This is a genomic window from Rhodococcus sp. Leaf278 (assembly GCF_001426085.1).
Lineage (GTDB): Bacteria > Actinomycetota > Actinomycetes > Mycobacteriales > Mycobacteriaceae > Rhodococcoides.
The window spans coordinates 125,566-151,779 of record NZ_LMRR01000009.1 but is presented as its reverse complement, the minus strand read 5'-3'; the positions used below and the strand labels follow the sequence as shown (position 1 = coordinate 151,779).

Annotated in this window: 24 protein-coding genes; 16 read left to right on the top strand and 8 right to left on the bottom strand. The window is 64.8% G+C overall.

The window, feature by feature from the left end; genetic code table 11:
* Positions 1–38: 38 nt before the first annotated feature.
* Positions 39–2,084 carry a tetratricopeptide repeat protein gene (locus ASG84_RS10885; protein WP_156399462.1) on the bottom strand — a complete coding sequence of 682 codons (2,046 nt, stop codon included), beginning with the start codon at positions 2,082–2,084 and terminating at the stop codon, positions 39–41.
* Positions 2,085–2,314: 230 nt separating this feature from the next.
* Here ASG84_RS10885 and ASG84_RS10880 point away from each other — a divergent pair, with 230 nt between their 5' ends.
* Positions 2,315–3,679, top strand: a complete 1,365-nt coding sequence (locus ASG84_RS10880) for a hypothetical protein (RefSeq protein ID WP_057477038.1) — start codon at positions 2,315–2,317, stop codon at positions 3,677–3,679.
* Positions 3,680–3,684: 5 nt separating this feature from the next.
* Positions 3,685–3,945 (top strand): hypothetical protein, encoded by a 261-nt coding sequence (locus ASG84_RS10875; RefSeq protein ID WP_057477037.1) that lies wholly within the window; start codon positions 3,685–3,687, stop codon positions 3,943–3,945.
* Between the two features lie 99 nt (positions 3,946–4,044).
* Here the strand turns inward: ASG84_RS10875 and ASG84_RS10870 are convergent, their stop codons facing one another.
* On the bottom strand, positions 4,045–6,795 hold the full coding sequence (locus ASG84_RS10870; RefSeq protein ID WP_057477036.1) for a tetratricopeptide repeat protein: 2,751 nt from the start codon (positions 6,793–6,795) through the stop codon (positions 4,045–4,047).
* A gap of 226 nt (positions 6,796–7,021) precedes the next feature.
* On the opposite strand from ASG84_RS10870, the gene ASG84_RS10865 reads away from it, so the two are divergent.
* Complete coding sequence (locus ASG84_RS10865) at positions 7,022–7,216, top strand: hypothetical protein (RefSeq protein ID WP_057477035.1); 195 nt, start codon at positions 7,022–7,024, stop codon at positions 7,214–7,216.
* A gap of 35 nt (positions 7,217–7,251) precedes the next feature.
* Positions 7,252–8,418 carry a hypothetical protein gene (locus tag ASG84_RS10860; protein ID WP_057477034.1) on the top strand — a complete coding sequence of 389 codons (1,167 nt, stop codon included), beginning with the start codon at positions 7,252–7,254 and terminating at the stop codon, positions 8,416–8,418.
* A gap of 413 nt (positions 8,419–8,831) precedes the next feature.
* On the opposite strand, the gene ASG84_RS10855 is transcribed toward ASG84_RS10860, so the two are convergent.
* The gene (locus ASG84_RS10855; protein ID WP_057477033.1) at positions 8,832–10,133 is read right to left on the bottom strand and encodes an MFS transporter; all 1,302 of its coding nucleotides are present in this window, start codon (positions 10,131–10,133) and stop codon (positions 8,832–8,834) included.
* 282 nt (positions 10,134–10,415) lie between these two features.
* Here ASG84_RS10855 and ASG84_RS10850 point away from each other — a divergent pair, with 282 nt between their 5' ends.
* Positions 10,416–11,825 (top strand): FAD-binding oxidoreductase, encoded by a 1,410-nt coding sequence (locus ASG84_RS10850; RefSeq protein ID WP_057477108.1) that lies wholly within the window; start codon positions 10,416–10,418, stop codon positions 11,823–11,825.
* Here the strand turns inward: ASG84_RS10850 and ASG84_RS10845 are convergent.
* The 5 genes from ASG84_RS10845 to ASG84_RS10825 all read right to left on the bottom strand — a co-directional run bounded on the left by ASG84_RS10845 (position 11,809) and on the right by ASG84_RS10825 (position 16,369).
* Positions 11,809–12,918 carry a PucR family transcriptional regulator gene (locus ASG84_RS10845; protein WP_057477032.1) on the bottom strand — a complete coding sequence of 370 codons (1,110 nt, stop codon included), beginning with the start codon at positions 12,916–12,918 and terminating at the stop codon, positions 11,809–11,811. The genes ASG84_RS10850 and ASG84_RS10845 overlap by 17 nt on opposite strands.
* A 29-nt stretch (positions 12,919–12,947) precedes the next feature.
* Positions 12,948–13,316, bottom strand: coding sequence for a hydroxyphenylacetyl-CoA thioesterase PaaI (gene paaI, locus ASG84_RS10840; RefSeq protein ID WP_057477107.1), 369 nt, complete (start codon positions 13,314–13,316; stop codon positions 12,948–12,950).
* A gap of 23 nt (positions 13,317–13,339) precedes the next feature.
* A complete protein-coding gene (locus ASG84_RS10835) occupies positions 13,340–13,657 on the bottom strand; it encodes an EthD family reductase (RefSeq protein WP_057477031.1) in 318 nt (105 codons plus the stop codon).
* Positions 13,654–15,681, bottom strand: a complete 2,028-nt coding sequence (gene paaZ / locus ASG84_RS10830; RefSeq protein WP_057477030.1) for a phenylacetic acid degradation bifunctional protein PaaZ — start codon at positions 15,679–15,681, stop codon at positions 13,654–13,656. Before paaZ ends, ASG84_RS10835 begins: the two co-directional genes overlap by 4 nt.
* A 76-nt stretch (positions 15,682–15,757) precedes the next feature.
* A complete protein-coding gene (locus ASG84_RS10825; protein WP_032380646.1) occupies positions 15,758–16,369 on the bottom strand; it encodes a TetR/AcrR family transcriptional regulator in 612 nt (203 codons plus the stop codon).
* Between the two features lie 110 nt (positions 16,370–16,479).
* On the opposite strand from ASG84_RS10825, the gene ASG84_RS10820 reads away from it, so the two are divergent.
* From ASG84_RS10820 to ASG84_RS10770, 11 genes are all read left to right on the top strand, one after another.
* Positions 16,480–17,679: a thiolase family protein gene (locus tag ASG84_RS10820; protein WP_057477029.1), complete on the top strand. Its 1,200-nt coding sequence runs from the start codon at positions 16,480–16,482 to the stop codon at positions 17,677–17,679.
* A complete protein-coding gene (locus ASG84_RS10815; protein WP_057477028.1) occupies positions 17,676–18,398 on the top strand; it encodes an enoyl-CoA hydratase/isomerase family protein in 723 nt (240 codons plus the stop codon). Before ASG84_RS10820 ends, ASG84_RS10815 begins: the two co-directional genes overlap by 4 nt.
* Complete coding sequence (locus ASG84_RS10810) at positions 18,395–19,246, top strand: 3-hydroxyacyl-CoA dehydrogenase family protein (protein ID WP_057477027.1); 852 nt, start codon at positions 18,395–18,397, stop codon at positions 19,244–19,246. The genes ASG84_RS10815 and ASG84_RS10810 overlap by 4 nt, the downstream gene beginning before the upstream one ends.
* Positions 19,243–20,013, top strand: a complete 771-nt coding sequence (locus ASG84_RS10805) for an enoyl-CoA hydratase-related protein (protein ID WP_057477026.1) — start codon at positions 19,243–19,245, stop codon at positions 20,011–20,013. The genes ASG84_RS10810 and ASG84_RS10805 overlap by 4 nt, the downstream gene beginning before the upstream one ends.
* Before the next feature lie 120 nt (positions 20,014–20,133).
* On the top strand, positions 20,134–21,081 hold the full coding sequence (paaA, locus tag ASG84_RS10800; RefSeq protein WP_057477025.1) for a 1,2-phenylacetyl-CoA epoxidase subunit PaaA: 948 nt from the start codon (positions 20,134–20,136) through the stop codon (positions 21,079–21,081).
* The gene (gene paaB, locus ASG84_RS10795; RefSeq protein ID WP_032379886.1) at positions 21,078–21,440 is read left to right on the top strand and encodes a 1,2-phenylacetyl-CoA epoxidase subunit PaaB; all 363 of its coding nucleotides are present in this window, start codon (positions 21,078–21,080) and stop codon (positions 21,438–21,440) included. The genes paaA and paaB overlap by 4 nt, the downstream gene beginning before the upstream one ends.
* A gap of 28 nt (positions 21,441–21,468) precedes the next feature.
* Entirely contained in the window at positions 21,469–22,386 is a 918-nt protein-coding gene (gene paaC, locus ASG84_RS10790) for a 1,2-phenylacetyl-CoA epoxidase subunit PaaC (RefSeq protein WP_057477024.1), read from the top strand.
* A 41-nt stretch (positions 22,387–22,427) separates the two neighbouring features.
* Positions 22,428–22,889, top strand: a complete 462-nt coding sequence (gene paaD / locus ASG84_RS10785; protein ID WP_423228199.1) for a 1,2-phenylacetyl-CoA epoxidase subunit PaaD — start codon at positions 22,428–22,430, stop codon at positions 22,887–22,889.
* The gene (gene paaE, locus ASG84_RS10780) at positions 22,889–23,983 is read left to right on the top strand and encodes a 1,2-phenylacetyl-CoA epoxidase subunit PaaE (protein WP_057477022.1); all 1,095 of its coding nucleotides are present in this window, start codon (positions 22,889–22,891) and stop codon (positions 23,981–23,983) included. Before paaD ends, paaE begins: the two co-directional genes overlap by 1 nt.
* Before the next feature lie 15 nt (positions 23,984–23,998).
* Entirely contained in the window at positions 23,999–25,306 is a 1,308-nt protein-coding gene (paaK, locus tag ASG84_RS10775) for a phenylacetate--CoA ligase PaaK (protein ID WP_057477021.1), read from the top strand.
* A gap of 1 nt (position 25,307) precedes the next feature.
* Positions 25,308–26,213 carry a helix-turn-helix domain-containing protein gene (locus ASG84_RS10770; RefSeq protein WP_057477020.1) on the top strand — a complete coding sequence of 302 codons (906 nt, stop codon included), beginning with the start codon at positions 25,308–25,310 and terminating at the stop codon, positions 26,211–26,213.
* Position 26,214: the final 1 nt, after the last annotated feature.

Genomic DNA, 26,214 nt, shown 5'->3' with positions numbered 1-26,214 from the left:
CGGCGTTCGGACCAGCTTTGTCAGCGGTGACTCCGAGATTATGGGCCGCACCGATGTTTCCGTTGTCGGCGGCGATTCTCCACCATTCGGTTTTCGATGACGGCGTTCGGACCAGCTTTGTCAGCGGTGACTCCGAGATTATGGGCCGCACCGATGTTTCCGTTGTCGGCGGCGATTCTCCACCATTCGGTGGCGGTGTGGCCTTCGATGGCGGCGTCGGGGCCTAGTTGATTCGCGGCGTTTCCCAGGTTGAAGGCGGTGGCGGCAATGCCGTTGTCGGCGGCGATGAGCCTCCACTCGGTGGCGGTGTGGCCTTCGATGACGGCGTCGAAACCGATGGCTTGGGCAGTTACTCCGAGGTTGTGTGCAGCAGCGGGGTCACCGCGGTTGGCGGCGAGGGCCCACCACCCTGTGGCGGCACGGCCGTCGACGAGGGCTTCAGGGCCGATCTCGTGGGTGACTGATCCGAGTTTGAGGAGGGAGTCGGGGTCTCCTCGGTGGGCGGCGGGGAGTAGCCAGGTTGCGGCGGTGTCGTAGCGGCGGTGGGCGATCAGGAAGTCCGAGGTGCGAAGGATGCGGGCGGTGTGGAGGGTGGTGGGGTCGAGGTGGGTGAGGTCGCGGTCGGGGGCGCGGAGGCGTGGGGTGAGGGCGTCGAGGAGTCGATACCGTTCTCCCCCATGACTGTCGGGTGTGTGGGTGTCGGTGCGGATGAGGACGGCGTGGGGGGATCCGGGTGAGAACCCGACCGTGGCCCAGTCGTCGAACTCGATATCGAACTGGGCGGGTTGCCAACGTGCGTTCCGTGCGAGACGTCGGTAGTGAATCTGAGTGAGGGTCTGGAGCCAGTCGACGTCGACTCCTGCGGGGTCGGTGATGGTGGCATCGATCGCGGCGTCGACCAGCGCGGCCCTCATTCCGCCGTGTTCGGAGGCGGCCTGGACAGCGGCGTGCAGTTTGCCGACCGTGGCCATCGCTTCGGCGAGACGGGTCAGGTCCAGGCCTTGGAGGTCGCTGCTGTCGTTGTCGGTGAGCATCTGAGACGCCGCGGCGAGTTCGGTGTCGTCGAGTTCGGCAGAGTAGTCGACGGTGTTGGCGTCGAGCAGGTTCACCAGTGTCGGGCTGGCTCCGATACCCATCATCGTCTCGAGGCCGCCGGCCGAACGACCGCCGGTGGCGTGATCCTTCCAGGATGCGAGGTCGGCGGAGTGCACGATCAGCACCACCGACGTCGTCAGGGACGCGATCTTGCGGATCCGGGGTGCGGTCAGTCCCGTATCGGGGGTGACACCGTTGTATCCGGCGTCGTCGAGGATCACCACGTCGGGCCTGGCGGGGTCGTTCTTGACGGCGTCGAGGCGGGTGATGAGGGTGTCGAGGGCTCCCGGTGCCGGGTTGTGCCACCAGGTCACCGGTTGCGGTGTGGCTGCTGACAGGAGATGGAACAGGCTGCGGGTCTTCCCGGATTTCGGGGGTCCGACGATCACGGTGATCGGGTGATTCCTTGGGTCGCCCAGGCGGGCGGCGACGAGGGTGTCGGCGGTGCGCGCGACGTACGGCGGCAGAGCGTCGTCGAACAGCGACGACCCGATTTCGAGATCTCTGGCGGCGTCGATGTCGTCGGGCCGGCCGGCGGCACGGACCACGTTCGCGGTCTTCTCCGCGTGGTCTTGCTGGGCTTTGTGTTTCGCTGCGGCACCGCCGCGTTTCTGCCCTGACCTGTTGGAGGTGTCGGCAGCGTCGAGAACGTCGGCGAACCCACCCCACTGTCCCAGTTGCCGGACCGAGTCGGGGGCCTCGGGGACCGCTCTGTCGACGACCGATATCAACGCCATTTTCAAGATGTTCGGGCCAGGTACCGATCCACCGATCCATCGGCCGACGTTGTTGGCCAACACATCCAGCTGGGCTGCCGATGATCCTTTCATCCACTTGTCGCGGGTGGTCGGGCGGTCGTCGAGTGCCCACAAGTGTTGGTGGGCGCGCACGTACTCGCGCATCGCGGTCGCGACGTCGCGGCGGGTCATGACGCGGTCGAGTTCAGCGAGCCAGGCCTTGTAGGGGGCCTTGTCGGTTTCCGAGACCATCCGCATTCCCCCGCTTTCTCTCCAAGCATTACCCCGCTTCCGACCGACCGGCGGTGGGGTGTTGCACGGCTGTCGGTCGCCGAGCCGAGGCCGGTGTTGGTCGTGTCCAGAAGTTAGCGCACACCCACACCACACACACCCCTGACCGCACACCGGTGTGGCTCGAACGTAGGAGCCAGAGCCCCACACCACCCGAGGTCGAAGGCCACCACCACCAAGGACACACCGACATGACCGAACTGCACAACCGCGGCCCGTCCAACGACGACTTCGCCCGCGAATTCGCCCAGCTTCAGAACGGAACCGTCCCCGCGCCGGCTCCTGCGAAGATCCCTACCTCCGAGAAGGTCACTTCCTGCCTCGGGATGGGTCCCATCCCGCTGCGTCAGCTCGTCGGAACCGGAGCGGTGGTCCGCGAATACGGTCGCCTGCCCAAGCTCCCCACCGGTAAAGAGTTGACGTTGATGGAGCGCAAGATCCTCAGCGTCCCGATCACCGCGGCTGAGGACAGCCTGGAGAAGGCCGCACGCGGGCCCATTGCCGGCAGCATCTCGCTGATCAAGAAGATCTTCGCCCGGATCAACCAGATCGACCGGTACATCGAGCTCCGCGGCGAACGGGTACTCGTCGGCCCCAACCACGAGCGCCTCACCCCCGATCAGGCTCAGACCAAGCACGATGAGCTCCGCGGGGTTATCGACGGTGCCCACCGTAACGGTGCCACCGGCCACTACCGCGATCGTCACCGCAACACCAAGACCGAGAAGGTGTTCGTCGCTCTCGACTTCCCGATCTTTCTGTTCCTGACGATGGGTCTGCTCAACGCCAACCTCGTTCTCGCGTTCACCGGCGATGTCGGCCAGATCATCAAGATGGCCATCGCTGCGGTGTTCGCGGTTCTGGGCACTCTCGCGTTCACCTGGATCACGCGCCACACCGGCCGCAGGCACCGCCGCTTCAAGACCACCGACGCCACCGTCGACCGCACCGGCGCGACCTTCAAGCGGATCCTCGCCGAGCGTGTCGGGCTCGGCGCGCTCGTCTCCATCGCCGCGATCGTGATGATGCTGCGGATCATTCACGACGGCAACGCCGCCGGAGCCCCGGTCTACGTGATGATTCCCCTGGCGATCTTCTTCGCCCTCATCATCGGCGGATCCGGCTACGTCAACTACATGTCCGAATACGAGAACGGCTCCGAGACCACCGAGCAGCTCGACGCCGTCACCGCCCAGCTCACCCACCGCGCTAACGACATCGAGAACCACCAGGCCGAACGCGCCGAACTCGTCGAACAGGCTGGCCTCAAGCTCGCCGACCTCGGCCGCCAGATCACTGACGCCACCGAGCACGCCCGCCTCGTCGTGACCCGCAGCACCGCTGACAAGGCCATCACGATCGCCCGCTCCTACGTCGGGCGCCAGGACCCGCTGCCCGCGCCGAGCTTCCAGGTCGACAGTTTCGACCTCGCTGTCGCCCAGGGCAGACAGCTCGCCGACCACCACCAGCTCCTCGTCGCCGGCCAGGACACTACCGACCACGCCGACAGCGACGCCCCGAAAGCTGTAGCCCACTTCACTAGCAAGGAGAACTGACCACTATGAGCTTCAAGGATCGCCTCAACCGCGCACAGGCCGTCATCGGCATCGTCGGGGCACTCGCCGGCTCCGGCGGCGACCCCACGGTCAAGAACACCGGCCCCAGCCTGGCCAAACGCCACGCCGACTACACCAAGGAAGTCCGCCTCCCGCGGACCCGCCGCGACACCGACCGCATCCTCCGCGAAGCGACCCGCACCAAGAACGACGCCCTCAAGAACACCCATCTCCTCGACAAGAAGGACCGCAAGAAGCTGGACTAGCAATCTGAGCCCATTCCCCAAGTGACATCAACGAATCCGCGCATCCGGGCCCCGACGCGAAAAGTGTCGGGGCCCGACCCGTCTGCGGCAGGCGGGTATCTACGGACCCTGCTGCTGTTCGCGTGGTCCGTCATCTTCGCCGGCTAGACGCCGCCACTCAAGAGCGGTACGTCCTCCGATTGTTCCTTCGCTACCGAGCTCTTCAGCGACCTCTGCGAGGTTCGATGCTGCCATGGTGTTTCCGCGCTCCACAGCGATCATCCACCAAGCGATGGCAGTGTGTCCGTCTAGGACGGCGTCGGGGCCGAGCTTGTAGGCGGCCACCCCGAGGTTGTATGTGGCGTCAGGGTGGCCGTGTTCGTACGCGATCAGCCACCACTGAGTGGCGGTGCGTTCTTCCACGATCGCGTCGGAGCCGAGCTTATGGGCGGTGACTCCGAGGCTGTAGGCGGCGTCGGCGTGACCGTGTCGGGCAGCGAGTGCCCACCACCCTGTGGCGGTGTGTCCTTCGACGATCGCCTCGGGGCCGAGCTTATGGGCGGTGATTCCGAGGTTGAATGCGGCGTCGGCGTGACCGTGGTCGGCAGCGAGTGCCCACCACCCTGTGGCGGTGTGTCCTTCGACGATCGCCTCGGGGCCGAGCTTATGGGCGGTGATTCCGAGGTTGTACGCGGCGTTGGCGTGACCGTGGTGGGCAGCGAGTGCCCACCACCCTGTGGCGGTGTGTCCTTCGAGGATCGCGTCGGGGCCGAGCCTTTGGGCGGTGATTCCGAGGTTGAATGTGGCATCGGTTTCACCGTGTTCGTGTGCGATCAGCCACCACTGAGTGGCGGTGTGGCCTTCGACGATCGCGTCGGGGCCGAGGTTATGGGCGTTGTGTCCGAGGTTGTACGCGGCGTCGGCGTGACCGTGTCGGGCAGCGAGTGCCAACCATTGAGTGGCTGTGTGTCCTTCGACGGTTGCGTCGCCGGTGCCGATTTCGTCAGCGACGAGTCCGAGCGTGAATGCGGCATTGGTGACACCGTGTCGGGCAGCGATTGCCCACCACTGGGTGGCTGTGTGTCCTTCGACGGTTGCGTCGCCGGTGCCGATTTCGTGAGCGACGAGTCCGAGCATGAATGCGGCGTCGGCGTGTCCGCGTTCGGCGGCGATTGCCCACCATCCGGTGGCGGTGTGTCCTCCGACGATCGTCTCGGGGCCGAGCTGGTAAATGATGTTTCCGAGTTTGTATGCGACGACTCCGGAATTCCCCCGATTCGCGACCGGGAGGAGCCAGGTTGCGGCGGTGTGGTGGCGGTTGTGGGCGGACAAAAAATTGGTGGTGTGGAGGATGCGTAGGGTGGGCAGGCTCGCTGGGTCGAGGTGGGTGAGGTCGCGGTCGGGGGCACGTAGTCGGGGTACGAGGGCGTCGAGGAGTCGGTACCGTTCTCCCGCAACGCCGTCGGGTGTGTGGGTGTCGGTGCGGGTGAGGATGGTGTGGGGGGATCCGGGTGAGAATCCGGTGGTGGCCCATTCGTCGAATTCGGTGTCGAATTGGGCGGGTTTCCAGCGTGCGTTGCGTGCGAGCCGGCGGTAGTGAATCTGTGTGAGGGTCTGGAGCCAGTCGATGTCGGATCCGGCGGGGTCGGTGATGGTGGCATCGATCGCTGCGTCGACCAGCGCGGCTCTCATTCCGCCGTGTTCGTAGGCGGCCTGGACGGCGGCGTGCAGTTTGTCGACCGTGGCCATCGCTTCGGCGAGGCGGGTCAGGTCCAGGCCTTCGAAGTCGCCGGTGTCGTTGTCGGTGAGCATCTGTGATGCGGCAGCGAGTTCGGTGTCGTCGAGTTCGGCAGAGTAGTCGACGGTGTTGGCATCGAGCAGGTTCACCAGTGCCGGGCTGGCTCCGATGCCCGTCATCGTCTCGAGGGCGCTTGCCGGGCGGCCGCCGGTGGCGTGATCTTTCCAGGACGCGAGGTCGGCGGAGTGCACGATCAGCACCACCGAGGTTGTCAGGTCCGCGATCTTGCGTATTCGGGGTGCGGTCAGTCCGGTGTCGGGGGTGACACCGTTGTATCCGGCGTCGTCGAGGATCACCACGTCGGGTCTGGCGGGGTCGTTCTTGACCGCGTCGAGGCGGGTGATGAGGGTGTCGAGTGCCCCCGGTGCCGGGTTGTGCCACCAGGTGACCGGTTGCGGTGTCATCGTCGACAGGAGGTGGAACAGGCTGCGTGTCTTCCCTGATTTCGGGGGTCCGACGATCACGGTGATCGGCGTCGAAGCGGGATCGGCGAGACGTGCGGCGACGAGGGCGTCGGCGGTGCGCGCGACGTACGGCGGCAGGGCATCGTCGAACAGTGACGACCCGAGTAGGAGGTCCTCGGCGGGGTCGATGTCGTCGGGCCGGCCGGCGGCGCGAACCACGTTCGCGGTCTTCTCCGCTTGGTCTTGCTGCGCTTTGCGTTTCGCTGCGGCACCTCCGCGTTTCTGCCCTGACCGGTTCGAGGTGTCGGCGGCCTTGAGGGCATCGGCGAATTCCTCCCACTGCCCTGGCCACCGGCGCCGGACCGAGTCGGGGACCTCGGGGACCACTTCCTCGACGACCGATATCAACGCCCGCTTCAGGATGGTCTGAAACGGGACAGAACCGTCGACGATCCATCGGCGGACGTTGTTGGCCAACACATCCGCTTTGACTGCCGATGATCCTTTCATCCACCTGCCCCGGGTGTCCGGGTCGTCGTCGGGTTCCCACAAGTGCGGGTGAGCGCGCACGTACTCGCGCATCGCGGTCGCGATGTCGCGGCGGGTCATGACCTGACCGAGTTCGGCGAGCCAGGCCTTGTAGGGGGCCTTGTCGGTGTCCGATGCCATCCACGTCCCCCTTTCTTCCGGCGCTCCCCCGGTTTGCCGTCGACCGGGGTGGGGTGCTGCACGGCGGTCGATCGCCGAGCCGGTGGCCGGTGTTGGTCGTGTCCAGAAGTTAGCGCACACCAACACCACACACACCCCTGACCGCACACCGGTGTGGCTCGAACGTAGGTGCCAGAGCCCGACACCACCCGAGGTCGAAGGCCACAACCACCAAGGACACACCGACATGCAGAGCAAGGAAATCCGTCGCCTTGTCCGTCGATTGAATGATGCCGGTTACGACACTCGTGTCACCTCGCGCCAGCATCTCCTGGTCTCTCACAACAACCTGGTCATCACCTGCTTCGCCGGGACACCCAGCGATCACCGCAGCTGGCGTAACTCGATGGCCCCGCTCAAGCGTCTCGGCTTCACCGCATGACCAGGTTGTCCCCGTCCCCTGTCGAAAGGCACACCATGTCCCTCCACACCTTTGTCGCCCGGTTTCGTTTGACCCCGCTTGTCGTAGCTGTCGCGGTCATCGCAGCGATCGTTGCTGGCGGACTGACGGGATGCAGCCTGCCCGCTCGGCCTGGACTGACTCTGGCGTACACCGCCTCCATCAACGAGCCGGCTCCGAGCACCGGACCGATCACCGAACTGATTACCGAGCATGCCGACAGCGCCCGCTACCCCGAAGACGGCATGGTCACCATCGTTGCCCCGGGCACCAGGACGACGATCGATCTGACCCCTATGCGCGGAAGCGAGGTCGAAGCCAATCCCGGCGTTCGCCGCGATGCGATGATCGCCGACAAGAGCGCCGTGCTGGCCGACACCGTAGGTGACCTCGCTGCCACTATGCCCGGACTCGACCCCGTAGGTGTCCTCGACCAGGCTCTTCAGAGCACCGAGCCCGGCGGCACCGTCATCGTCACCACCAGCGGATTCGCCACCGTCGCTCCGCTCGACCTCACCGCGGCCGGTGCGTGGATGTCCGCGCCCACCGCCCTCGCCGACGCCGTCGACGAGGCGGACTTGCCCGATGCGACCGACAAGAACATCACCTTCGCCGGTCTCGGCTATCCCGCCGTCACCAGTTCTCAGCAGGCCGCCGGACCGGCGGCAAGGGACGCCTTGACCACGCTCTACACGCGCCTGTGCGAGCGTATGCACGCCGCGAGCTGCACTATCGTGGATGGCCCTGTCGGCACCTTCGAACCCACCACGACGGTGGCGTCGCCGACCGTCACTCTCGACCGGATCGCGACGCATTGCGTCGGTCAGATCGACATCGACAGCAATCTTGCTTTCTCGCCGAACAGTGCGGATCTGCTTCCCGCCATCGGCCCTCAGCTCAACCAGGTAGTGGATAGTCTCCGTGCTTGCCCCGCCACCGCAGTCATCACCGCCACCGGATATAGCGCCACCGTTCCTGGCCAGGACGAACCGGGGACCAACCTCGAGATCGCTCGCGCCGCAGCTGTACTGACCCGACTGCGCGACCTCGGAGCCCCCAGCCACTTTCTGGGCGCAGCCACCGCCGGAGGACAGATCATCGACAACTCCCCCGGTGGCACGTATCGCGAGGATCTCGCGACTCGCAACCGGGTTGTCACCCTCACCGTCAGGCCCGGAATCTGATCAGACAGTGTCTCCGATCCCCTGCCACCGTCTTGGCAGGGGGTTCGTTGCATGGACCGGCAACGAATATCGCTCACCCATGCTCACCATGGCATGGAGAAGGATTCGATCGATGCACTCGTCCATCTCGCTCTCAGGGGATCGCTGCACCCTGCGAACCTATCGGCACTCTTTCCTACAGTGTTGCGTGTGAGTGGGAAGGAGGACATCGGTGTGGTCACCGTTCTCTCACGTGTGCTGGACGACCTCGCTGAGGTTCTGATCGACAGGCTCAATCAACTTCTCGATCAGTTGACCCCGTCTATGCGATTTTCGATGTCTTCTCACACTCCGAGCCCGCCGCGGTCGATCTTGCATACATGTGACGAAAGCCCCGAAACCGCAGTGGTTTCGGGGCTTTCGTCGTACGTGTGTCAGACGTTCAGATCCTCGTCTTTACGGTTCTTGATTCGCGAGGTTGCCACGAAAGAGATCGCTGCCAAGATCATCAGGTAGATCGAGATCGACATCGAGGTACCAGTTCCCTTGAACAGGGCCTCGGAGATGGTGGGAACGAATGCTCCACCGAGCACCGTGCCGATGGCGTAGCCGATGGATGCTCCACTAAACCTGACTGCAGCAGGGAACATCTCGGCGTACAGAGCCGGCTGCGGACCGTAAGAGAGTCCGAGTCCGACGGCGAACAACCCGAGGGCCACGTAGATCCAGTGCAGTTCACCGGTGTCGACGAGGAGGAAGAACGGGATGGCGCACAACACCATTGCCGCGTTTCCGACGTTCATGATCGTGGTTCGGGCGTAGCGATCGGACAGATACGCGCCGAGGAGGGTGAACACTCCCCAGACGATGGCCGCGAACAGGCTAGCCACCAAGACGTCCACCCGGGCGAGTCCGTGTTCACGGGTCGAGTACGCGACAATGAATCCGCCGACGATGATGTAGCCGTTGCCGTTGGTGCCGATGAACGACAGTGCGGCCAGCATGACCTGCTTCTTGTTGGTGCGCCACAGGGCCCGAACCGGAGTGTGGTTGCGCTCCTTACGTTCTGCGAGCTCCTTGAAAACCGGAGTCTCCTCGACGCGGCGGCGGATGTAGAAGCCGACGAGGATCAGCACGAAGCTGATGAGGAACGGAATACGCCAGCCCCAGGCCTCGAACTGCTCTTCGCTGAGCAGACCGGTGCACAGCGCCAGAGTTCCCACCGCGATGAGCATGCCGAGCGGAACGCCCATCTGGGTTGCGGCACCGTAGATTCCGCGCTTGCCCTTGGGTGCGTGCTCGACGGCCATCAGTGCTGCGCCGCCCCATTCGCCGCCGGTGGAGAAACCCTGCAGGATGCGCAGCACGACCAGGATGATCGGGGCCCAGATGCCGATGGTCGCGTACGTGGGCAGCAGTCCCATTCCGACGGTGGCCGCACCCATCAGGGTGAGGGTGGCGATGAGGACCTTCTTGCGGCCGATCTTGTCGCCGAAGTAGCCGGCGACGATGGCCCCGAGAGGACGGAAGACGAAGCTGATACCGATGGTCACGTAGGCAACCAGCTGTCCGGACGAGCCCATGGGCGCGAAGAACAGCTGAGCAAAGATCAGCGACGCGGCCTGCGCGTAGATGAAGAAGTCGTACCACTCGACCGTGGTTCCGACCATGCTGGCCATCGCGGCGCGGCGATGCTCACGCGACACCCCGGTGGGCGTCTCGACCTGTGTTGTCATCGACGATCTCGTTTCGTTCGGGCTCCGGCGCTCGTTGGAGCGAGCGACAGTTCGGAGTGACGTGGGGATGAACAGCGGCGAATTTCGGTAACCGACGAACCGGATAAAACTCACCGTCCATTCGGTCGGTAATTACTGTGACCGGCGCCACCGTAGTTTGTCAAGGTGGTCGCGTACATAACAAGGCGCTGGACGCACTTCGTCGGAAACTACCGACCGGGGCCTCTCGCTTCGTCCGAAACGACGCAGACGTCGACAGTGACGCCGGTCATACTCGAACTCATGGCCGCACCTACGTCGACTCTCGTTCACCCCTCGCCGGTCATCGACGAACTGACGCGCGCCCTCGGTGCCGACGCGGTGGTGACCGACCCCGACATTCTCGCCAGTTACCGGCACGACGCCGCAGCTCTGTGCGAATCCACCCTGCCACTGGTGGCGGTACTGCCGACCACGGAATCGGACGTGCAGGCCATCATGGAGATCGCGTCGGCACACCGCATTCCTGTTGTGCCACAGGGAGCACTGACCGGCCTGGCCGGAGCAGCGAACGCCAGCGTCGGGGTCATCGCCCTCAACACCCGGCGCATGAACACGATCGTCGAATTGGACGTCGTCAACCGCACTGCCGTCGTCCAGCCCGGCGTCACCAACAAACAGTTGAAAGATGCCGCCCTGCAACAAGGACTGACGTACCTCCCCGATCCATCCAGTTGGGAGGCGTCGACGATCGGGGGCAACATCGCCACCAACGCCGGCGGCCTGTGCTGCGTGAAATACGGCGTCACAGCACGATTCGTCCGTGGCCTGCGAGTCGTACTCGCCGACGGCCGGGCGACATTCGTCGGTCGACGCACCGTCAAAGGCGTGGCCGGTCTCTCTCTGGCGGAGCTGTTCGTCGGATCCGAGGGCACACTCGGCATCATCACCGAGGCGACTGTCGGCCTCGACTTTCCCGCTGCGACCCCTTTGACCATGGCAGCGACCTTCCCGTCCACCGTCGCGGCGGGAGAGGCGGTGTCACGTATCCGTGCCGCTGGTATCACTCCGAGCCTGTTCGAGTTGTTGGACCGCACCACCATCGCCGCCATCGACGCCTACGCGCGGATGGACTTCGGCACCGACGCAGCGGCAGTGTTGATCGCCCAATCCGACATCGGTGCAGGCGCTGTGGAGGAGCTCGAGGCGATTGCCGCACTGTGCACCGAATCCGGTGCGACCGACGTGGCCGTCGCCGAGGACGAGATCGAGTCGGAGCAACTCGTGCAGGCCCGACGACTGGCTTACCCCGCACTCGAGCGTCTCGGTTCGCCGTTGGTCGACGATGTGTCCGTTCCCATTTCACAACTGGCCACGATGATCGACGAGGTGGGCCGGGTGTCAGACCGGTTGGATATCGTCATCGGAGTCGTCGGCCACGCAGGGGACGGCAACATCCATCCGACTGTCATCGTCGACCCCCTCGACCCGTCATTGTTGGCCACGGCACACCGCGCGTTCGACGAGATTGCGGCATTCGCCCTCTCACTCGGTGGAACCATCACCGGCGAGCACGGGGTGGGACTGCTCAAGCGGGACCTTCTCGAGACCGAACTCGATCCGGTCGCAGCGGAACTGCAGCGCGGCATCAAGGAGTTGCTGGACCCGCACTACCTGCTCAACCCCGGAAAGGTTCTCACGGCTCGGCCCTGAGCCGGAGCGACATCCACACCAGCAACCGCGTGTCCGCGTCGTCGAGATCGAGACCGAACAACTCCTTGGTACGCCGCAGCCGATAGCGGAAGGTGTTGGGGTGCAGATACAGCGATGCAGATGCGGCAGCGACATTGGATTCGTGTGCCAACAGTGCCAGCACCGTCGCGGCGTAGTCGGTGCCTTCCGCGGCATCGCAGGCGAGCATGCGTTCGACGGCCGGCAATGACAACGGCACCTGCGACAGCGCTGCCCCCGCCCTGCGCAGGGTGGCACCGACTCGGACGTCGTCGAACACAATGGTCGAAGAACCGTCCTCGCACGCGTCGAGCGCCCACTGCGCATGCACTCGAGCAGTCGACGGGCGCTCGTCCGGTCCACCGATCGCGAACGTCACCGGAATACCGAGGGCCGATACGGCCCTGCGTCGAACGTGCTCGAATTCATCTATGCTGAAATGGGTTTCGGAACGCATCACGAGGAACGCAGCGCCGTCGATCACGACAGCGCCCGAGTCGAGCTGCTGCCCGAAGGTCAGCTCGAGCATCCCCCGTAGTCGCCACGCGGCGGCGTCCGGCCGGTCCGACTGCACCCGGGTCGCCAGCACCGTGTACAGCTGCCCATCGGGTGTGACGGCAGTTGGATCGGTCAGTAGTTCACGTGCCCTGGGCTTTTCGACACCCACAGCCTGTGGTCGCTGACTCAGCAACGGTACTGCTTCCGCTGCCGCCCGTTGCAATGCCGCCACCACGGCCGGCTCGGGCGGCGACACTGCCACGGTGGGGACGATGCACCAGATCGAACCGAGATATTCACCGCCACTGGTTACCGGCACGGCCAGGCGAGGCAGCACCCCGGCTACGGCGACGACCCGCACCGTGCAGCTGCGCCGGAAGTTCTCGTCGGTATGGTGCGCCATGTACTCGGCCGGAACCTGCTTGCCGAGAATACCGTCGCGCCGCACGTCGTCGATCGGTTGCCCGGGCAGCGACGAGTAGGCCACGACGTAGCCGGCCGGGTCCATCACCGATACCGCGCCCCCCACAGCAGCCGCCGTGGCGTCGGCCAAGGCAGACAGATCGGCAGTGGTCATCGACTCACCGTACTTCCGAGGAGATCCGACTACCTGGCCACGGTGCGACTGTCACCTCGGAATTCGGCGATCAGCTCGCCTCGACACGTCACCGACACGTCGTAGAGGCCGTTCCGTCCGAACCTCGCACGCTCGACGGCATCGGCAACCAGCACGTCACCAGCCTTCGTCGGACGGAGGTATCGGATGTCGCAACGTGCCGCGACGGCCGAGTCCTCGTGCGAGTTGCAGGCCATCGCGAAGGTGGTATCCGCAAGCAGGAACACGTAGCCGCCGTGGGTGATGGCGTAGCCGTTGACCATGTCCTCGGTGACGACCATCGACATTCTGGCGTGGCCGGGTGACAGTTCGATCAGTTCGATGCCGAGCTTTTGGGACGCTGCGTCGACCTCGAACATCTCGCGGGCGATAGGCGAATCGGTCACGGCTGCAACACCGACTGCTCGTTCTGGGTGAACATCGTGACGCCTCCGGTCGCGAAATTGCGCAGATCCTTGCCTGCCGCTTTCATCTCGGGCGAGCCCAATCCTGCCTTCAGTGATGCCTCGTCCGCGAAATACAGGCTGGCGATGGCGTAGTACGGCGGCGGTGAATCGTCGAGCGAGTCGAGTGTGCCCCAGGTGAAGTCGACCAGCCCTGGAACAGCACGCGCGAGGGGCACGTGCACGTCGGCGTAGTGACGATCGAATGCGGCTGGGTCCTCGGGCATCCCGTAACAGACGGCCACTCGCACGCTCATGACGCGGCCTCGGGCTTCGCGACGAGAGTAAGAACGTCGTAGGTGGCGACGGGATCGCCGTCCTGGTTGACGACCACTGCGTCCCATCGCACCTCGCCGTAGTCGGCACTCTGACGTGGGGTGATGAGCTTGGCCGTCAACGTCACCGTCAGCGAATCCTCGGCCTTGACCGGCGTCAGGAAGCGCAGACTGTCGACGCCGAAGTTCGCCAGGACGGGGCCCGGGGCCGGGTCGACGAACAGCCCTGCGGCGAGCGAGACCACCAGGTAGCCGTGGGCCACGATGCCGCCGAACAACGGATTAGCCGCTGCCGCTTCGGGATCGGTGTGCGCGTAGAAGGTATCGCCGGTGAATTCCGCGAAGTGATCGATGTCGGCGCGGGTGACCTGTCGTGGGCCGCCGATGATGGTGTCACCCAGCTTCAGCTCGCCCAGGTTCTTGCGGAACGGGTGGACGTCGCCCGTCGTCTGCTTCGCGCCGGTGACCCATTTATTGCCGATGGCCGTCAGGACGTCCGGGGTTCCCTGAATTGCTGTGCGCTGCATGTGGTGCAGCACGCCGCGGATGCCGCCGAGTTCTTCACCACCGCCTGCGCGGCCGGGTCCGCCGTGCACCAGAACTGGCAGCGGCGAGCCGTGGCCGGTCGATTCATTGGCGTCCTCGGAGTTCAGAACCAAGATGCGGCCATGATAAGGAGCGCTGCCCAGGACGATCTCTCGCGCGATCACGGAATCCTTGGTCACCAGAGATGCGACCAAAGAACCCTTTCCGCGAGCTACGAGATCGAGCAGGTCTGCAGTGCTGTCGTAACCGATGACGGTGGAGACGGGCCCGAATGCCTCGATCTCGTGCGGTTCGGATGCGGTCTTGTCGCCTGCCTTCAGCAGGACCGGTGCCATGAACGCGCCCGGTCGCGAATCCACGGCGTCCGGATCACCGAAGACGACCGATGCGGACTTGGTCAGTCCGCGAATGGATTTGAGGACTTCGTCACGCTGGTCGATGCTGGCGAGTGCACCCATGGTGACACCGTCGTCTGCCGGATCACCGACGACGACCTTCTCCAGCTTGGCCTTCAGCGCCTCGATGACGGGCTCGACCGAGGCTTGCGGCACCAGCACACGCCGGATCGCCGTGCACTTCTGACCGGCCTTCGACGTCATCTCGGTGAAGACACCCTTGATGAAGAGGTCGAACTCTGGATCGTCCTGTGCCACATCGGATGCCAATATCGAAGCATTGAGAGAATCCGCCTCGGCCGTGAAGTGCAGTCCCTCGCCCACGACGTTGGGGTGTGAGCGCAGGGTCGCAGCAGTGTCGGCGGATCCGGTGAAGGCCACCGAGTCCTGGCCACCGAGGTGGTCGAGCACACCGCGGGCGCTGCCACACAGCAGCTGCACCGAACCCTCGGGCAGCAGGCCCGACTCGATGATCCGTCGGAACACCAGCTCGGTGAGGTACGCAGTTTGGCTGGCGGGCTTGACGATCGACGGCACGCCGGCGATGAACGCGGGGGCCAGCTTCTCGAGGAAGCCCCAGACGGGGAAGTTGAAGGCGTTGATCTGCACGGCGACACCGCGTCGGGAGGTGTAGATGTGCTGACCGAGGAAGGTGCCCTTCTTACCGAGCTGCTCGATCGCGCCGTCGAGATAGACCGTCTCGTTGGGGAGTTCGCGTCGGGCCTTGCTCGCGTAGCTCAGCACGGTGCCGAATCCGCCGTCGATGTCGACACCGGAATCGCGGGTGGTGGCTCCGGTGTGGCGAGAGAGTCGGTAGAACTCTTCCTTGCCGGCCATCAGCGTCAGGCCCAACTGCTTGAGCAGGGCTGCACGCTCGTGGAACGTCAGTGCTGCGAGCGCTGGGCCGCCGACGGTCCGGGCGTAGTCCACCATGCCTGCGACGTCCAGACCGCTGGACGACACCCGAGCGATCTCGCTGCCGTCGACGGCGCTCAGCAGCGGCGCTCCCTCATCGGTCGCGGAATACCACTTACCCTGGGCATAGCTTTCCAGAAGTCTGCTCACAACGCCTCCATCTCACCGTACGTTCGGTCGGTAATTACCATCGCCGTCGAACGCCGAGATGTCAAGACTCGAACTGCTACGTGCGGCGCAGGCCGTCGAACGTCAGGGCGACGACAGCGTCGGCCAATTCCTCGACCGATCCGCCGGTGCGCGGGCGATACCACTCGATGAGCGAGTTGACCGTGCCGAACACGAGCTTGGACGCCAGTGCCGGATCCACCCCTGGACGCAGGTCGCCCTCCTCCGCGGCGGCGACCACGAGCCCGGTGACGAAGGAATCGAATTCGCGTCGACGGGCGAGGGCCCGGCGCTCGACATCGGTGTTGCCGCGGACTCGCAGCAGCAGCGTCACGTAGGGCAGTTCCGCACACAGGATGTCCACACTGCGTCGCACCAGGTATTCGAGGCGGTCGATGTATCGCCCGGTCGTCGCCCGATCCTCGGTCGTGACGGCGAACAGTGCATTGAGAGCCCGCGACAGCGCGAGTTCGAGCAACTCGGATTTGCCCGACACGTGGTGGTAGATCGAGGACTTGGTGATGCCGAGCCGCTTCGCCAGAACCTCCATGCTGGTGCCGTCGTATCCACGGTCGTTGAAGACCTTGACCGCCACTGCCAAGAGCGAGTCCAGGTCGTATCCCGGCCGCCCTGGCTGTCCGGTCTTGCGCGGCGCGCGTGCGGTTGTCATTGCCACATCTTCTCAGTCGGCGCCCGATTCCACAGCACCGTGGGCAGCAAACCTTGCCAAACGACCGAATGTTCGGTTATTAATGACGCAACCGTACGGAGGAGATTTCAGTGGGCGAAGTATTTCTCGTGGCCGGCGCACGCACGCCGCACGGACGCTACGGCGGAGCACTGGCATCGGTGCGCCCCGACGATCTGGCCGGGCTGGTCGTCGCCGAGGCGGTCCGGCGGGCGGGTGTGCCCGTCGACCGGATCGACGAGGTGATTCTGGGTGCCGCGAACCAGGCAGGCGAGGACAATCGTGATGTGGCTCGAATGGCGGTTCTGCTCGCGGGTCTTCCGCACACGGTGCCGGGTTACACCGTCAACCGCCTGTGCGCGAGCGGACTGACGGCAGTGGCCAACGCCGCGAGCACCATTCGTAGCGGCGAGGCCGACATCATCGTCGCCGGTGGCGTCGAGTCGATGACCCGCGCGCCCTGGGTCATGGCCAAGCCGGGAACCGCGTGGGCCAAGCCCGGAGAGATCTTCGATACCTCCCTCGGCTGGCGTTTCACCAATCCGACCTTCGCCTCGCATGACGCGGGGACCGATCCCAAGATCACCCTGTCGATGGGCGAAACCGCCGAGGAGGTCGCGCTCAGCGAGGGCATCACCCGCGAGGAGTCCGATGCCTTCGCGTTCCGCAGTCAGCAGCGTGCCATCGCCGCCCAGGATGCCGGACGCTTCGCCGACGAGATAGTGCCCGTCACGACCAAGAACGGCGAGGTCACCGAGGACGAGACGCCGCGACGCGCAACCACACTCGAGAAGCTCGGCACGCTGAAGACCGTGTTCCGCAAGGACGGCATCGTCACCGCCGGAACGTCCTCACCGTTCACCGACGGTGCGTCGGCGCTGGTCGTGGCATCCGAGGAGGCCGTGAACAAATACAGCCTCGAGGTACGGGGCCGCATCGTCACCAGTGCGAGCGCAGGCGTCGCACCGCACATCATGGGACTCGGGCCGGTGCCCTCCACGCAAAAAGCACTCGCACGCGCAGGATGGTCGGCTGATGACCTCGGAGCCGTCGAGCTCAACGAGGCCTTCGCGGCACAGTCGCTCGGCGTCATCCGTCAGTTGAAACTGAACGAGGACATCGTCAACGCCGACGGCGGTGCCATCGCCCTCGGCCACCCCCTCGGCTCTTCGGGTGCGCGAATCCTGTTGACGCTGTTGGGCCGGATGGAACGCGAGAAGGCCGCCCGCGGACTCGCGACCCTGTGCGTCGGCGTCGGGCAAGGCGTGTCGATGTTGATCGAGGCACCGTGAACACGCTCGTCGTCGAGGAGCTGACGGACCGCGTTGTCGTCACTCTGAATCGCGAGAAGCAGCGCAACGCAATCGATTCCGAGATGATCGGTGAGCTGCACGAGGTGTGTGCGCTCGTGGAACAGGATCCGAGAATCGTCATCCTGACCGGAGCGGGCGAGCACTTCGCCGGCGGTGCCGACATCAATCAGCTGCGGGCGCGCACCCGCGACGACGCATTGCGCGGCATCAACCGAAACCTGTTCGACCGCATCGCCGCACTCCCGTTGCCGACGATCGCTGCCGTCCGCGGCTACGCCCTCGGCGGTGGAGCCGAACTGTCCTACGCCTGCGACATCCGGATCGCGTCGTCGACTGCCGTATTCGGTAATCCCGAACCGGGCCTGGGCATCATGGCTGCCGCCGGGGCCAGCTACCGGTTACCGACGCTGGTGGGAGTGTCCGTCGCGAAGCAGGTACTCCTCGGTGGCCGGACGCTCGACGCAGAGGTGGCACTCCGCTCCGGCCTGGTGCTGGACGTCGTCGACGAGCCCTTGGCCGCAGCGCATTCCCTCGCGGATCGCATTGCCAAGCAAGCACCCCTGGCGCTGAAGCTGACCAAGAAGATTCTCGATGCACCCGGTTCACACCCGTGGGCCGACGACATCGCGCAGGCTGTTCTGTTCGAGACCGAAGACAAACAACGCCGAATGACGGCATTTCTGGAGAAGAAGAAATGACAGTTCCCTCTAACGTGGCCGTCGTGGGTGGCGGCCGCATGGGTGCAGGTATTGCCCAGGTGTTCGCAGCCCTCGGCTCGAGCGTCGTCATTGCCGAAGCAGCCGACCAGACTGCAGCCCTCGGTCGAGTCTCGACCGGACTCGACCGGGCGCACGAGCGCGGCAAACTCAGCGAGGATCCCGCTGCGATACTCGCGCGAGTCTCCACTGTCGCCGGGCCCGCGGATCTTCCGGCCGATCTCGACCTGATTGTCGAAGCGGTGCCCGAGATCCCGTCGCTCAAGGTCGAGGTACTTGCTCTCGTCGACAAGATCGCCGGGTCCCAGACCGTCATCGCGTCGAACACGAGCTCTATTTCCATCGCCGAACTCGGTACAGCACTCAGTGATCCGAGTCGCTTCATCGGGATGCACTTCTTCAACCCGGTTCCGGCGTCGACTCTCGTCGAGATCGTGCGCGCCCCCGCTACCTCCGCCGACGTGGTGCAGCGAGTACAGCAGTGGGTGTCGCTCCTGGGCAAGACCGAGGTGCTCGTCAACGACTCCCCCGGCTTCGCTACCTCGCGGCTCGGCGTCTGCCTCGGGCTCGAAGCCATTCGGATGCTGGAGGAGGGCGTCGCCGACGCCGAATCCATCGATCGCGCCATGGAACTCGGGTACAAGCACCCGATGGGTCCGCTGCGTTCGACCGACCTCGTGGGGTTGGACGTTCGGCTCGCGATCGCAGAACACCTGGCGTCGACCCTCGGCGACAGGTTCACTCCCCCGCAGTTGTTGCGAGACATGGTTGCTCGCGGCGACATCGGACGCAAGTCCGGTCGCGGCTTTCACGATTGGACGAACGCATGACGGTACGGTTCGACATCACCGACGGCCTGGCGACCATCACCCTCGCTCGGCCCGAGGCTCACAACGCACTCGACGTCGCGACGAAGCTCGCGTTGGCGGAGGCCGTCCAGAGCGCCGCAGCACCCGAGGTGCGTGCTGTGCTCATCACCGCCGAGGGCAAGAACTTCTGCGTCGGCCAGGATCTCGGCGAGCACGTCTCCGCGCTCGAAGCCGACCCGGCCACGGCGATGGATACCGTCGGTGAGCACTACAACCCTGTCATCCGCGGGCTCGCAGCGCTCGAGGTGCCGATCGTCGTCGCCATTCTCGGTGCGTGCGTCGGCGCAGGTCTGGGGATCGCACTCTCCGGAGACATCCGAGTGGCCGGTACCAAGTCGTCGTTCGCGACGGCGTTCACCGGCATCGCCCTGGCCAGTGACTCGGGACTGAGTTACTCGCTCGTCGAGGCACTCGGATCGAGCCGGGCCGCGGGTCTGATGCTGCTCGGTGACAAGGTCACCGCCGCGCAGGCACTGGACTGGGGCCTGGTGCATCGCGTCGTCGACGATGCGGATGTACTCGAGACAGCACACACGCTGGCCGCGTCACTCGCTGCTGGGCCCACTCAGGCGTACAAGCAGGTCAAGTCGTTGATCGCGCAGTCCGGACTGTCCGACGCACTGGATCGCGAGGCGCAGGCCCAGACGGCTCTGGGACAGACGCAGGACCACAAAGCCGCCGTCGACGCGTTCCTGGCGAAAAAGAGAGCCTCCTTCGTCGGCATGTGACCGGAAACTCGACCCCTGCTACGAACTTCCACGCACGTGCGGCGAAGCCGCTCTTGTGCCCGGAGCCACTTCGATGCATACTGGTTACCAACCGATCATTCGGTAATGAGAGAAGGACTTATGACCACGTCAAACGCCCTGTCCGCCGAGACGCTGCAGGATGGGTTCGACGACACCGTCGCCCGTGAACAGCGCGTCGAGCCCCGCGACTGGATGCCTGACGGCTACCGCAAGTCGCTCATCCGCCAGATCGCCCAGCACGCGCACTCCGAGATCATCGGCATGCAGCCGGAGGGCAACTGGCTCACCCGCGCGCCGTCGCTGCGCCGCAAAGCGATCCTGATGGCCAAGGTGCAGGACGAGGCCGGCCACGGCCTCTACCTCTACTCCGCCGCCGAAACTCTGGGAGCGGACCGCGCCGACCTGACGGTCAAACTCATCGAGGGCAAGCAGAAGTACTCCTCGATCTTCAACTACCCCACGCTGACATACGCCGACGTCGGCACCATCGGCTGGCTCGTCGACGGTGCAGCGATCTGCAACCAGGTTCCCCTGTGCCGCAGCAGCTTCGGGCCGTATGCGCGCGCCATGATCCGCGTCTGCAAGGAAGAGTCGTTCCATCAGCGCCAGGGCTACGAGCTGCTGGCCACGATGATGCGCGGCACCGACGAACAGCGCGCGATGGTTCAGGAGTCGGTGAACCGGTGGTGGTGGCCGGCACTGATGATGTTCGGCCCGCCGGACGACGAGTCCCCCAACACCGAGCAGTCCATGAAGTGGGGCATCAAGCGCCACACCAACGACGAACTGCGCCAACGCTTCGTCGACATGTCCATCCCGCAGGCGAAGGCCCTCGGAGTCACGTTCCCCGACCCGGACCTGAAGTGGAACGAGGAGCGCAAGTCGCACGATTTCGGTGAGCCCGACTGGTCCGAGTTCATGCAGGTGATCAAGGGCAACGGTGCCTCCAACGTCGAGCGCATCGCGAACCGTCGAGCAGCCCACGACGGCGGAGCCTGGGTCCGCGAGGCCGCGACCGCATTTGCCGAAAGGAACGCAGCATCATGAGCGAGTTCACCGCCGAGGGCGGCCACGGAGCAGTGCCTACCGAGGGTGTTCCGGTCGAGCCGAAAAGAGAAGCGGTCAAAGCCGATTGGCCATTGTACGAGGTGTTCCTACGCGGCAAGCGCGGCCTGAACCACGTACATGTCGGATCACTGCACGCTGCCGACGACCACATGGCCCTCCGTCACGCTCGCGACGTTTACACCCGCCGCAACGAGGGCGTCAGCATCTGGGTCGTTCCGTCCAACTCGATCGTCGCATCCTCGCCGTCGGAGAAGGATCCGTTCTTCGCACCGAGTGGCGACAAGGTCTACCGCCACCCGACGTTCTACGAGATCCCCGACAACGTCCCCCACATGTGAGACCCATACTTCAAGAGGACAAGCACTCATGACCGATCACGACAGCGCCTACGAGGGCCTCGTCGACGAGGACTCGCACGGGCAGTGGGCATTCGGGACGAGTTTCGACGACCCGCTCGCCGGAGTCGATACCACCGTTCCCGACGACGTCGACCTGAAAGCCCTTGCCGCATACTGCCTCATGCTCGGTGACGATGCGCTGATCAGTTCCCAGCGCCTCGCCGAGTGGAGCACCCGCGCACCGGAGCTCGAAGAAGAAGTGGCTCTCGCCAACGTCGGCCTCGACTTGCTCGGTCAGGCACGTCTACTGCTGGCCCGCGCCGCAAAAGCCGATCCGACGGTGGTGCCGGTCATCTCGGACACCTCCCCCGCACCGTCGGAAGATGCTCTCGCGTTCTTCCGCGACGACGCCGACTTCCGCAACGTACGTCTCACCGAGCTCGACAACGGTGATTTCGCCAAGTCTCAGGTGCGCCTGCTGGTGTTCTCGACGTGGCGGCTCGCCGTCTTCACTCGCCTGCAGGATTCCCGCGATCCCGTTCTCGCCGCGGTTGCGAACAAGGGCGTCAAAGAGTTGACCTATCACCGTGATTACGCTGCCCGCTGGGTCGTCACTCTGGGCTGCGGAACCGACGAATCGAAACGACGCGTCCGTGACGCCGTGACTCGGATCTGGCCGTACGTCTCGGAACTGTTCATCCCGACGGACGAGGAGATCGCTCTGACGAAGGTCGGAGTCGCCGTCGACCCACGCGACGTTCGCGAGGAGTTCGATTCCGTTCTGGCGCAGGTACTTCACGCCGCAGAGCTCGACACCCCCGAAGGCAAGTCCGTGGGCACCATCGGCGGCCGCGGTGGTCGTCGCGGCATTCACACCGAGGCGTTCGGGCCGCTGATCGCCGAGATGCAGGTTGTGGCGAGAGCGCATCCGGAGGGAGTCTGGTGACCGCACTCGAGACAACCGCACGCGAGATCGCCGCGACCGTCATGGACCCCGAGATGCCACTGCTCACTCTCGACGATCTCGGCGTCCTACGCGACGTCGAGGTACGCGAGAACGGCAGTGTGCTCGTCACGATCACTCCGACGTACTCCGGATGCCCCGCGATGGCGACGATGCGCGACGACATCGCACACAAGCTCCAGGATCACGGTTACGCGGATGTCGAGATCGTCACCAGCCTCTCCCCCGCGTGGAGCACCGACTGGATCTCCGAAGAGGGCCTGCGGAAGCTACGAGAATCCGGTTACTCAGTGCCCGGCCCGGCCCCGGCACGGACGAGTGGTCCGGTCCCGTTGACCCTCACCGTGAAACCACGGCAGATCGCCTGTCCGCAATGCAGTTCCACCAATACCCGGCTCACTTCCGAGTTCGGTGCCACCCTGTGCAAAGCCCAGTACCGGTGCGACGACTGCCTCGAACCCTTCGACCACGTCAAGGAAATCTGATGACCGTCACCGCTGAGCCCGTTCAGAAGAATGTGCGCAACAAACCTTTTCACACACTGACCGTCGCCGACGTGGAATCCCTCTGCGACGACGCAGTAGCCGTCACCTTCGATGTACCGAAAGAGCTGCGTGAGGAGTTCGACTTCCGGCCGGGCCAGTCGCTGATGCTCAGCCGCACGATAGACGGCGTCGAACACCGCCGCTCCTACTCCATCTGCGCCCCGGCCGGTGCTCGTCCCCGCGTCGGTGTCCGCGAGGTCTCCGACGGGTTGTTCTCCTCGTGGCTCGTCCGCGACGTCAAGGCAGGCGACCGAATCGACGTCCAGGGCCCGACCGGCACCTTCCATGCCGATCCCGCCGAAGCAGGCAGGCACGTTCTCATCGCCGCCGGATCCGGCATCACCCCGATGCTGTCCATCGCCGCCTCCGTTCTGGCCAACCCCGACGCCGAAGTTGTTCTGCTGTACGGAAATCGGCGGACGCGAACGGTGATGTTCGCCGAGGAGATAGCCGACCTGAAGGATCAGTACGGCAGCCGATTCGATGTCATTCATGTGCTGTCCCGTGAGCCTCGCGAGGTCGAACTGTTCAGCGGCAGGCTCGACGCCGAGCGGTTGAAAGACATCCTCGATTCCGTAGTCCCGACGCCGGACATCGACCACTTCTGGCTGTGTGGTCCGTTCGGGATGGTGAACGACGCGCAGGACGTTCTGAAAGAACTCGGTGTCGCGAAGAGCAGCATCCACGCCGAGCTGTTCTATGTCGACGACGTGCCCCCGCCGCAGGAGAAGCACCGCGAGCCCGGCATCAGCGGGCCCAGCAGCGAGGTCACGATCATCCTTGACGGCCGCGAAGTGAAAGGTGCTCTTCCGCAGGACGAGTCGATCCTCGATTCGGCCGAGCAGCTGCGCTCCGATCTCCCCTTCGCGTGCAAGGGCGGCGTGTGTGGCACCTGCCGCGCGAAGGTGACCGTCGGCGACGTGGACATGCGCCGCAACTACGCACTCGAGGACAACGAGGTCGACGCCGGCTTCGTGCTCACCTGCCAGACCTTCCCCGTCAGCGACACCGTGACCGTCGACTTCGACGCCTGAGACCGGAGAACCCTCATGACCAGTGTGCTGTCTGCCCCCACCGACACCCCCGACATCGAGTTTGCCTCGCGGGACCGGATATCCACCCTTCAGCTCGAGCGCCTGCAGTGGTCACTGCAGCATGCCTACGACAATGTCCCGCACTACACGAAGGCCTTCGACGATGCAGGCGTGCATGCCAGTGATCTGAAGGACCTGTCGGATCTCGCAAAGTTCCCCTTCACCGCGAAGAAGGATCTACGCGACAACTACCCGTTCGGCATGTTCGCGGTTCCGCAGAACCAGGTCTCGCGCATTCACGCCTCGTCGGGAACGACCGGCAAAGCGACGGTCGTCGGATACACCGCGAACGACATCAGCAACTGGGCCGATCTCATCGCTCGTAGCCTCCGAGCCGGTGGCGTAAAACCGTCGGACAAGGTGCACGTCGCGTACGGCTACGGTCTCTTCACCGGCGGTCTCGGCGCACATTACGGTGCAGAACGATTGGGCTGCACGGTGATTCCGATGTCCGGTGGTATGACCGATCGTCAGATCCAGCTCATCGAAGATTTCGAGCCCGACGCCATCATGGTCACGCCGTCCTACATGCTCACGATCGTGGACGCAATGGTGAAGAAGGGCATCGACCCGGCCAAGACCTCGCTGAAGACCGGCGTCTTCGGCGCGGAACCCTGGACCGAGGAGATGCGCAAGGAGATCGAGAAGACTCTCGACATGGACGCCGTCGACATCTACGGCCTGTCCGAGGTGATGGGGCCGGGCGTCGCGATGGAATGCGTCGAAACCAAGGACGGACTCCACATCTGGGAGGATCATTTCTACCCGGAGGTCATCGACCCGGTGACCGGCGAAGTGCTGCCCGATGGCGAGGAGGGCGAATTGGTGTTCACGTCCCTGTCCAAGGAAGCGATGCCGATCATCCGTTACCGCACCCGCGATCTGACGCGACTGCTGCCCGGCACGGCCCGCACGATGCGTCGGATGCAGAAGGTCACCGGACGCACCGACGACATGATCATTCTGCGCGGGGTCAATCTCTTCCCGACACAGATCGAAGAGCTGATCCTCTCCGTTCCCGCACTGGCACCGCAGTTCCAGTGTGTGCTCGAGCGTGCCGGACGCATGGACACCCTGACCGTCCTCGTCGAAGCCCGTCCCGACGCCGCACTCGACACGCATCCGATCGCCGCGGCGACACTCAAGAAGCTCGTCAAGGATCGCATCGGCGTCAGCGTTGCGGTCGACGTCGTCGCACCGGCCGCCCTCGAGCGTTCCATCGGTAAAGCCCGCCGTCTGATCGACAACCGTCCGACTGTATGACATGAGCCCGGTGGCACAGGATTTCGAGCAATGGCGCGAGAACGTCTCGACGGCGTTCGTGCCGCTCGACGCTGTGTCCACCGGGCAGTCTCCGTTCCAGGGCACCTTGGTGTCGTCGACTTTGGGTTCGCTGCAATTGAGCGAGGTCGCGGGGCGCGAGGTGGATGTCCGCCGCACACGCGCCACCATCAAGCGTGCCGATCCCGGGCTGATCAAGGTCGGCCTGCAGTTGACCGGCCGCGGCACGCTGGTACAGAACGACCGAGAGGCCGTGCTGGAGCCGGGAGACTTCGCGGTGTACGACACCAGCGCACCGTACGATCTGCATTTCGTCGGGGACTTCGAGATGTTCGTGGTGATGTTTCCACGCGATGCGCTGCGCATCGATTCCCGTGAGTTGACGACCGTTGCGGCGCGGCGCATCGAGGGCGATCACGGCGTCGGCGCGCTTGTTTCGCCGTTTCTGTTCAACTTGCGCCGCAACGCCGCCGACGGAACTCTGCCGACGACGCCGATGCTCGAGAACGCCGTCCTCGATTTGCTCTGCGCGGCTCTCGACGACGCGGCTCCCCACGATGCGCCGGGATCCACACTCCTGCTCGAGGCCAAGAGTCTCGTGGAATCGCATCTGTCCGATCCCACACTCTCCACGGCGTCTCTCGCTGCGCGCCTGCATATTTCGACGCGCTACTTGCAGAAGCTCTTCGAGGCCGACGGTCGCACGGTGGCGGGTTGGATCAGATCCAGGCGACTCGATCGGTGCCACCGCGATCTCCGCGACCCCCGTTTCGCCGCAGACAGCATCGGAACCATCTGCGCGCGTCACGGTTTGATCGATTCCTCCAACTTCTCGAAACTGTTCAAGGAGACCTACGGCATGTCGCCGCGCGCGTACCGCGCCGGGTGAG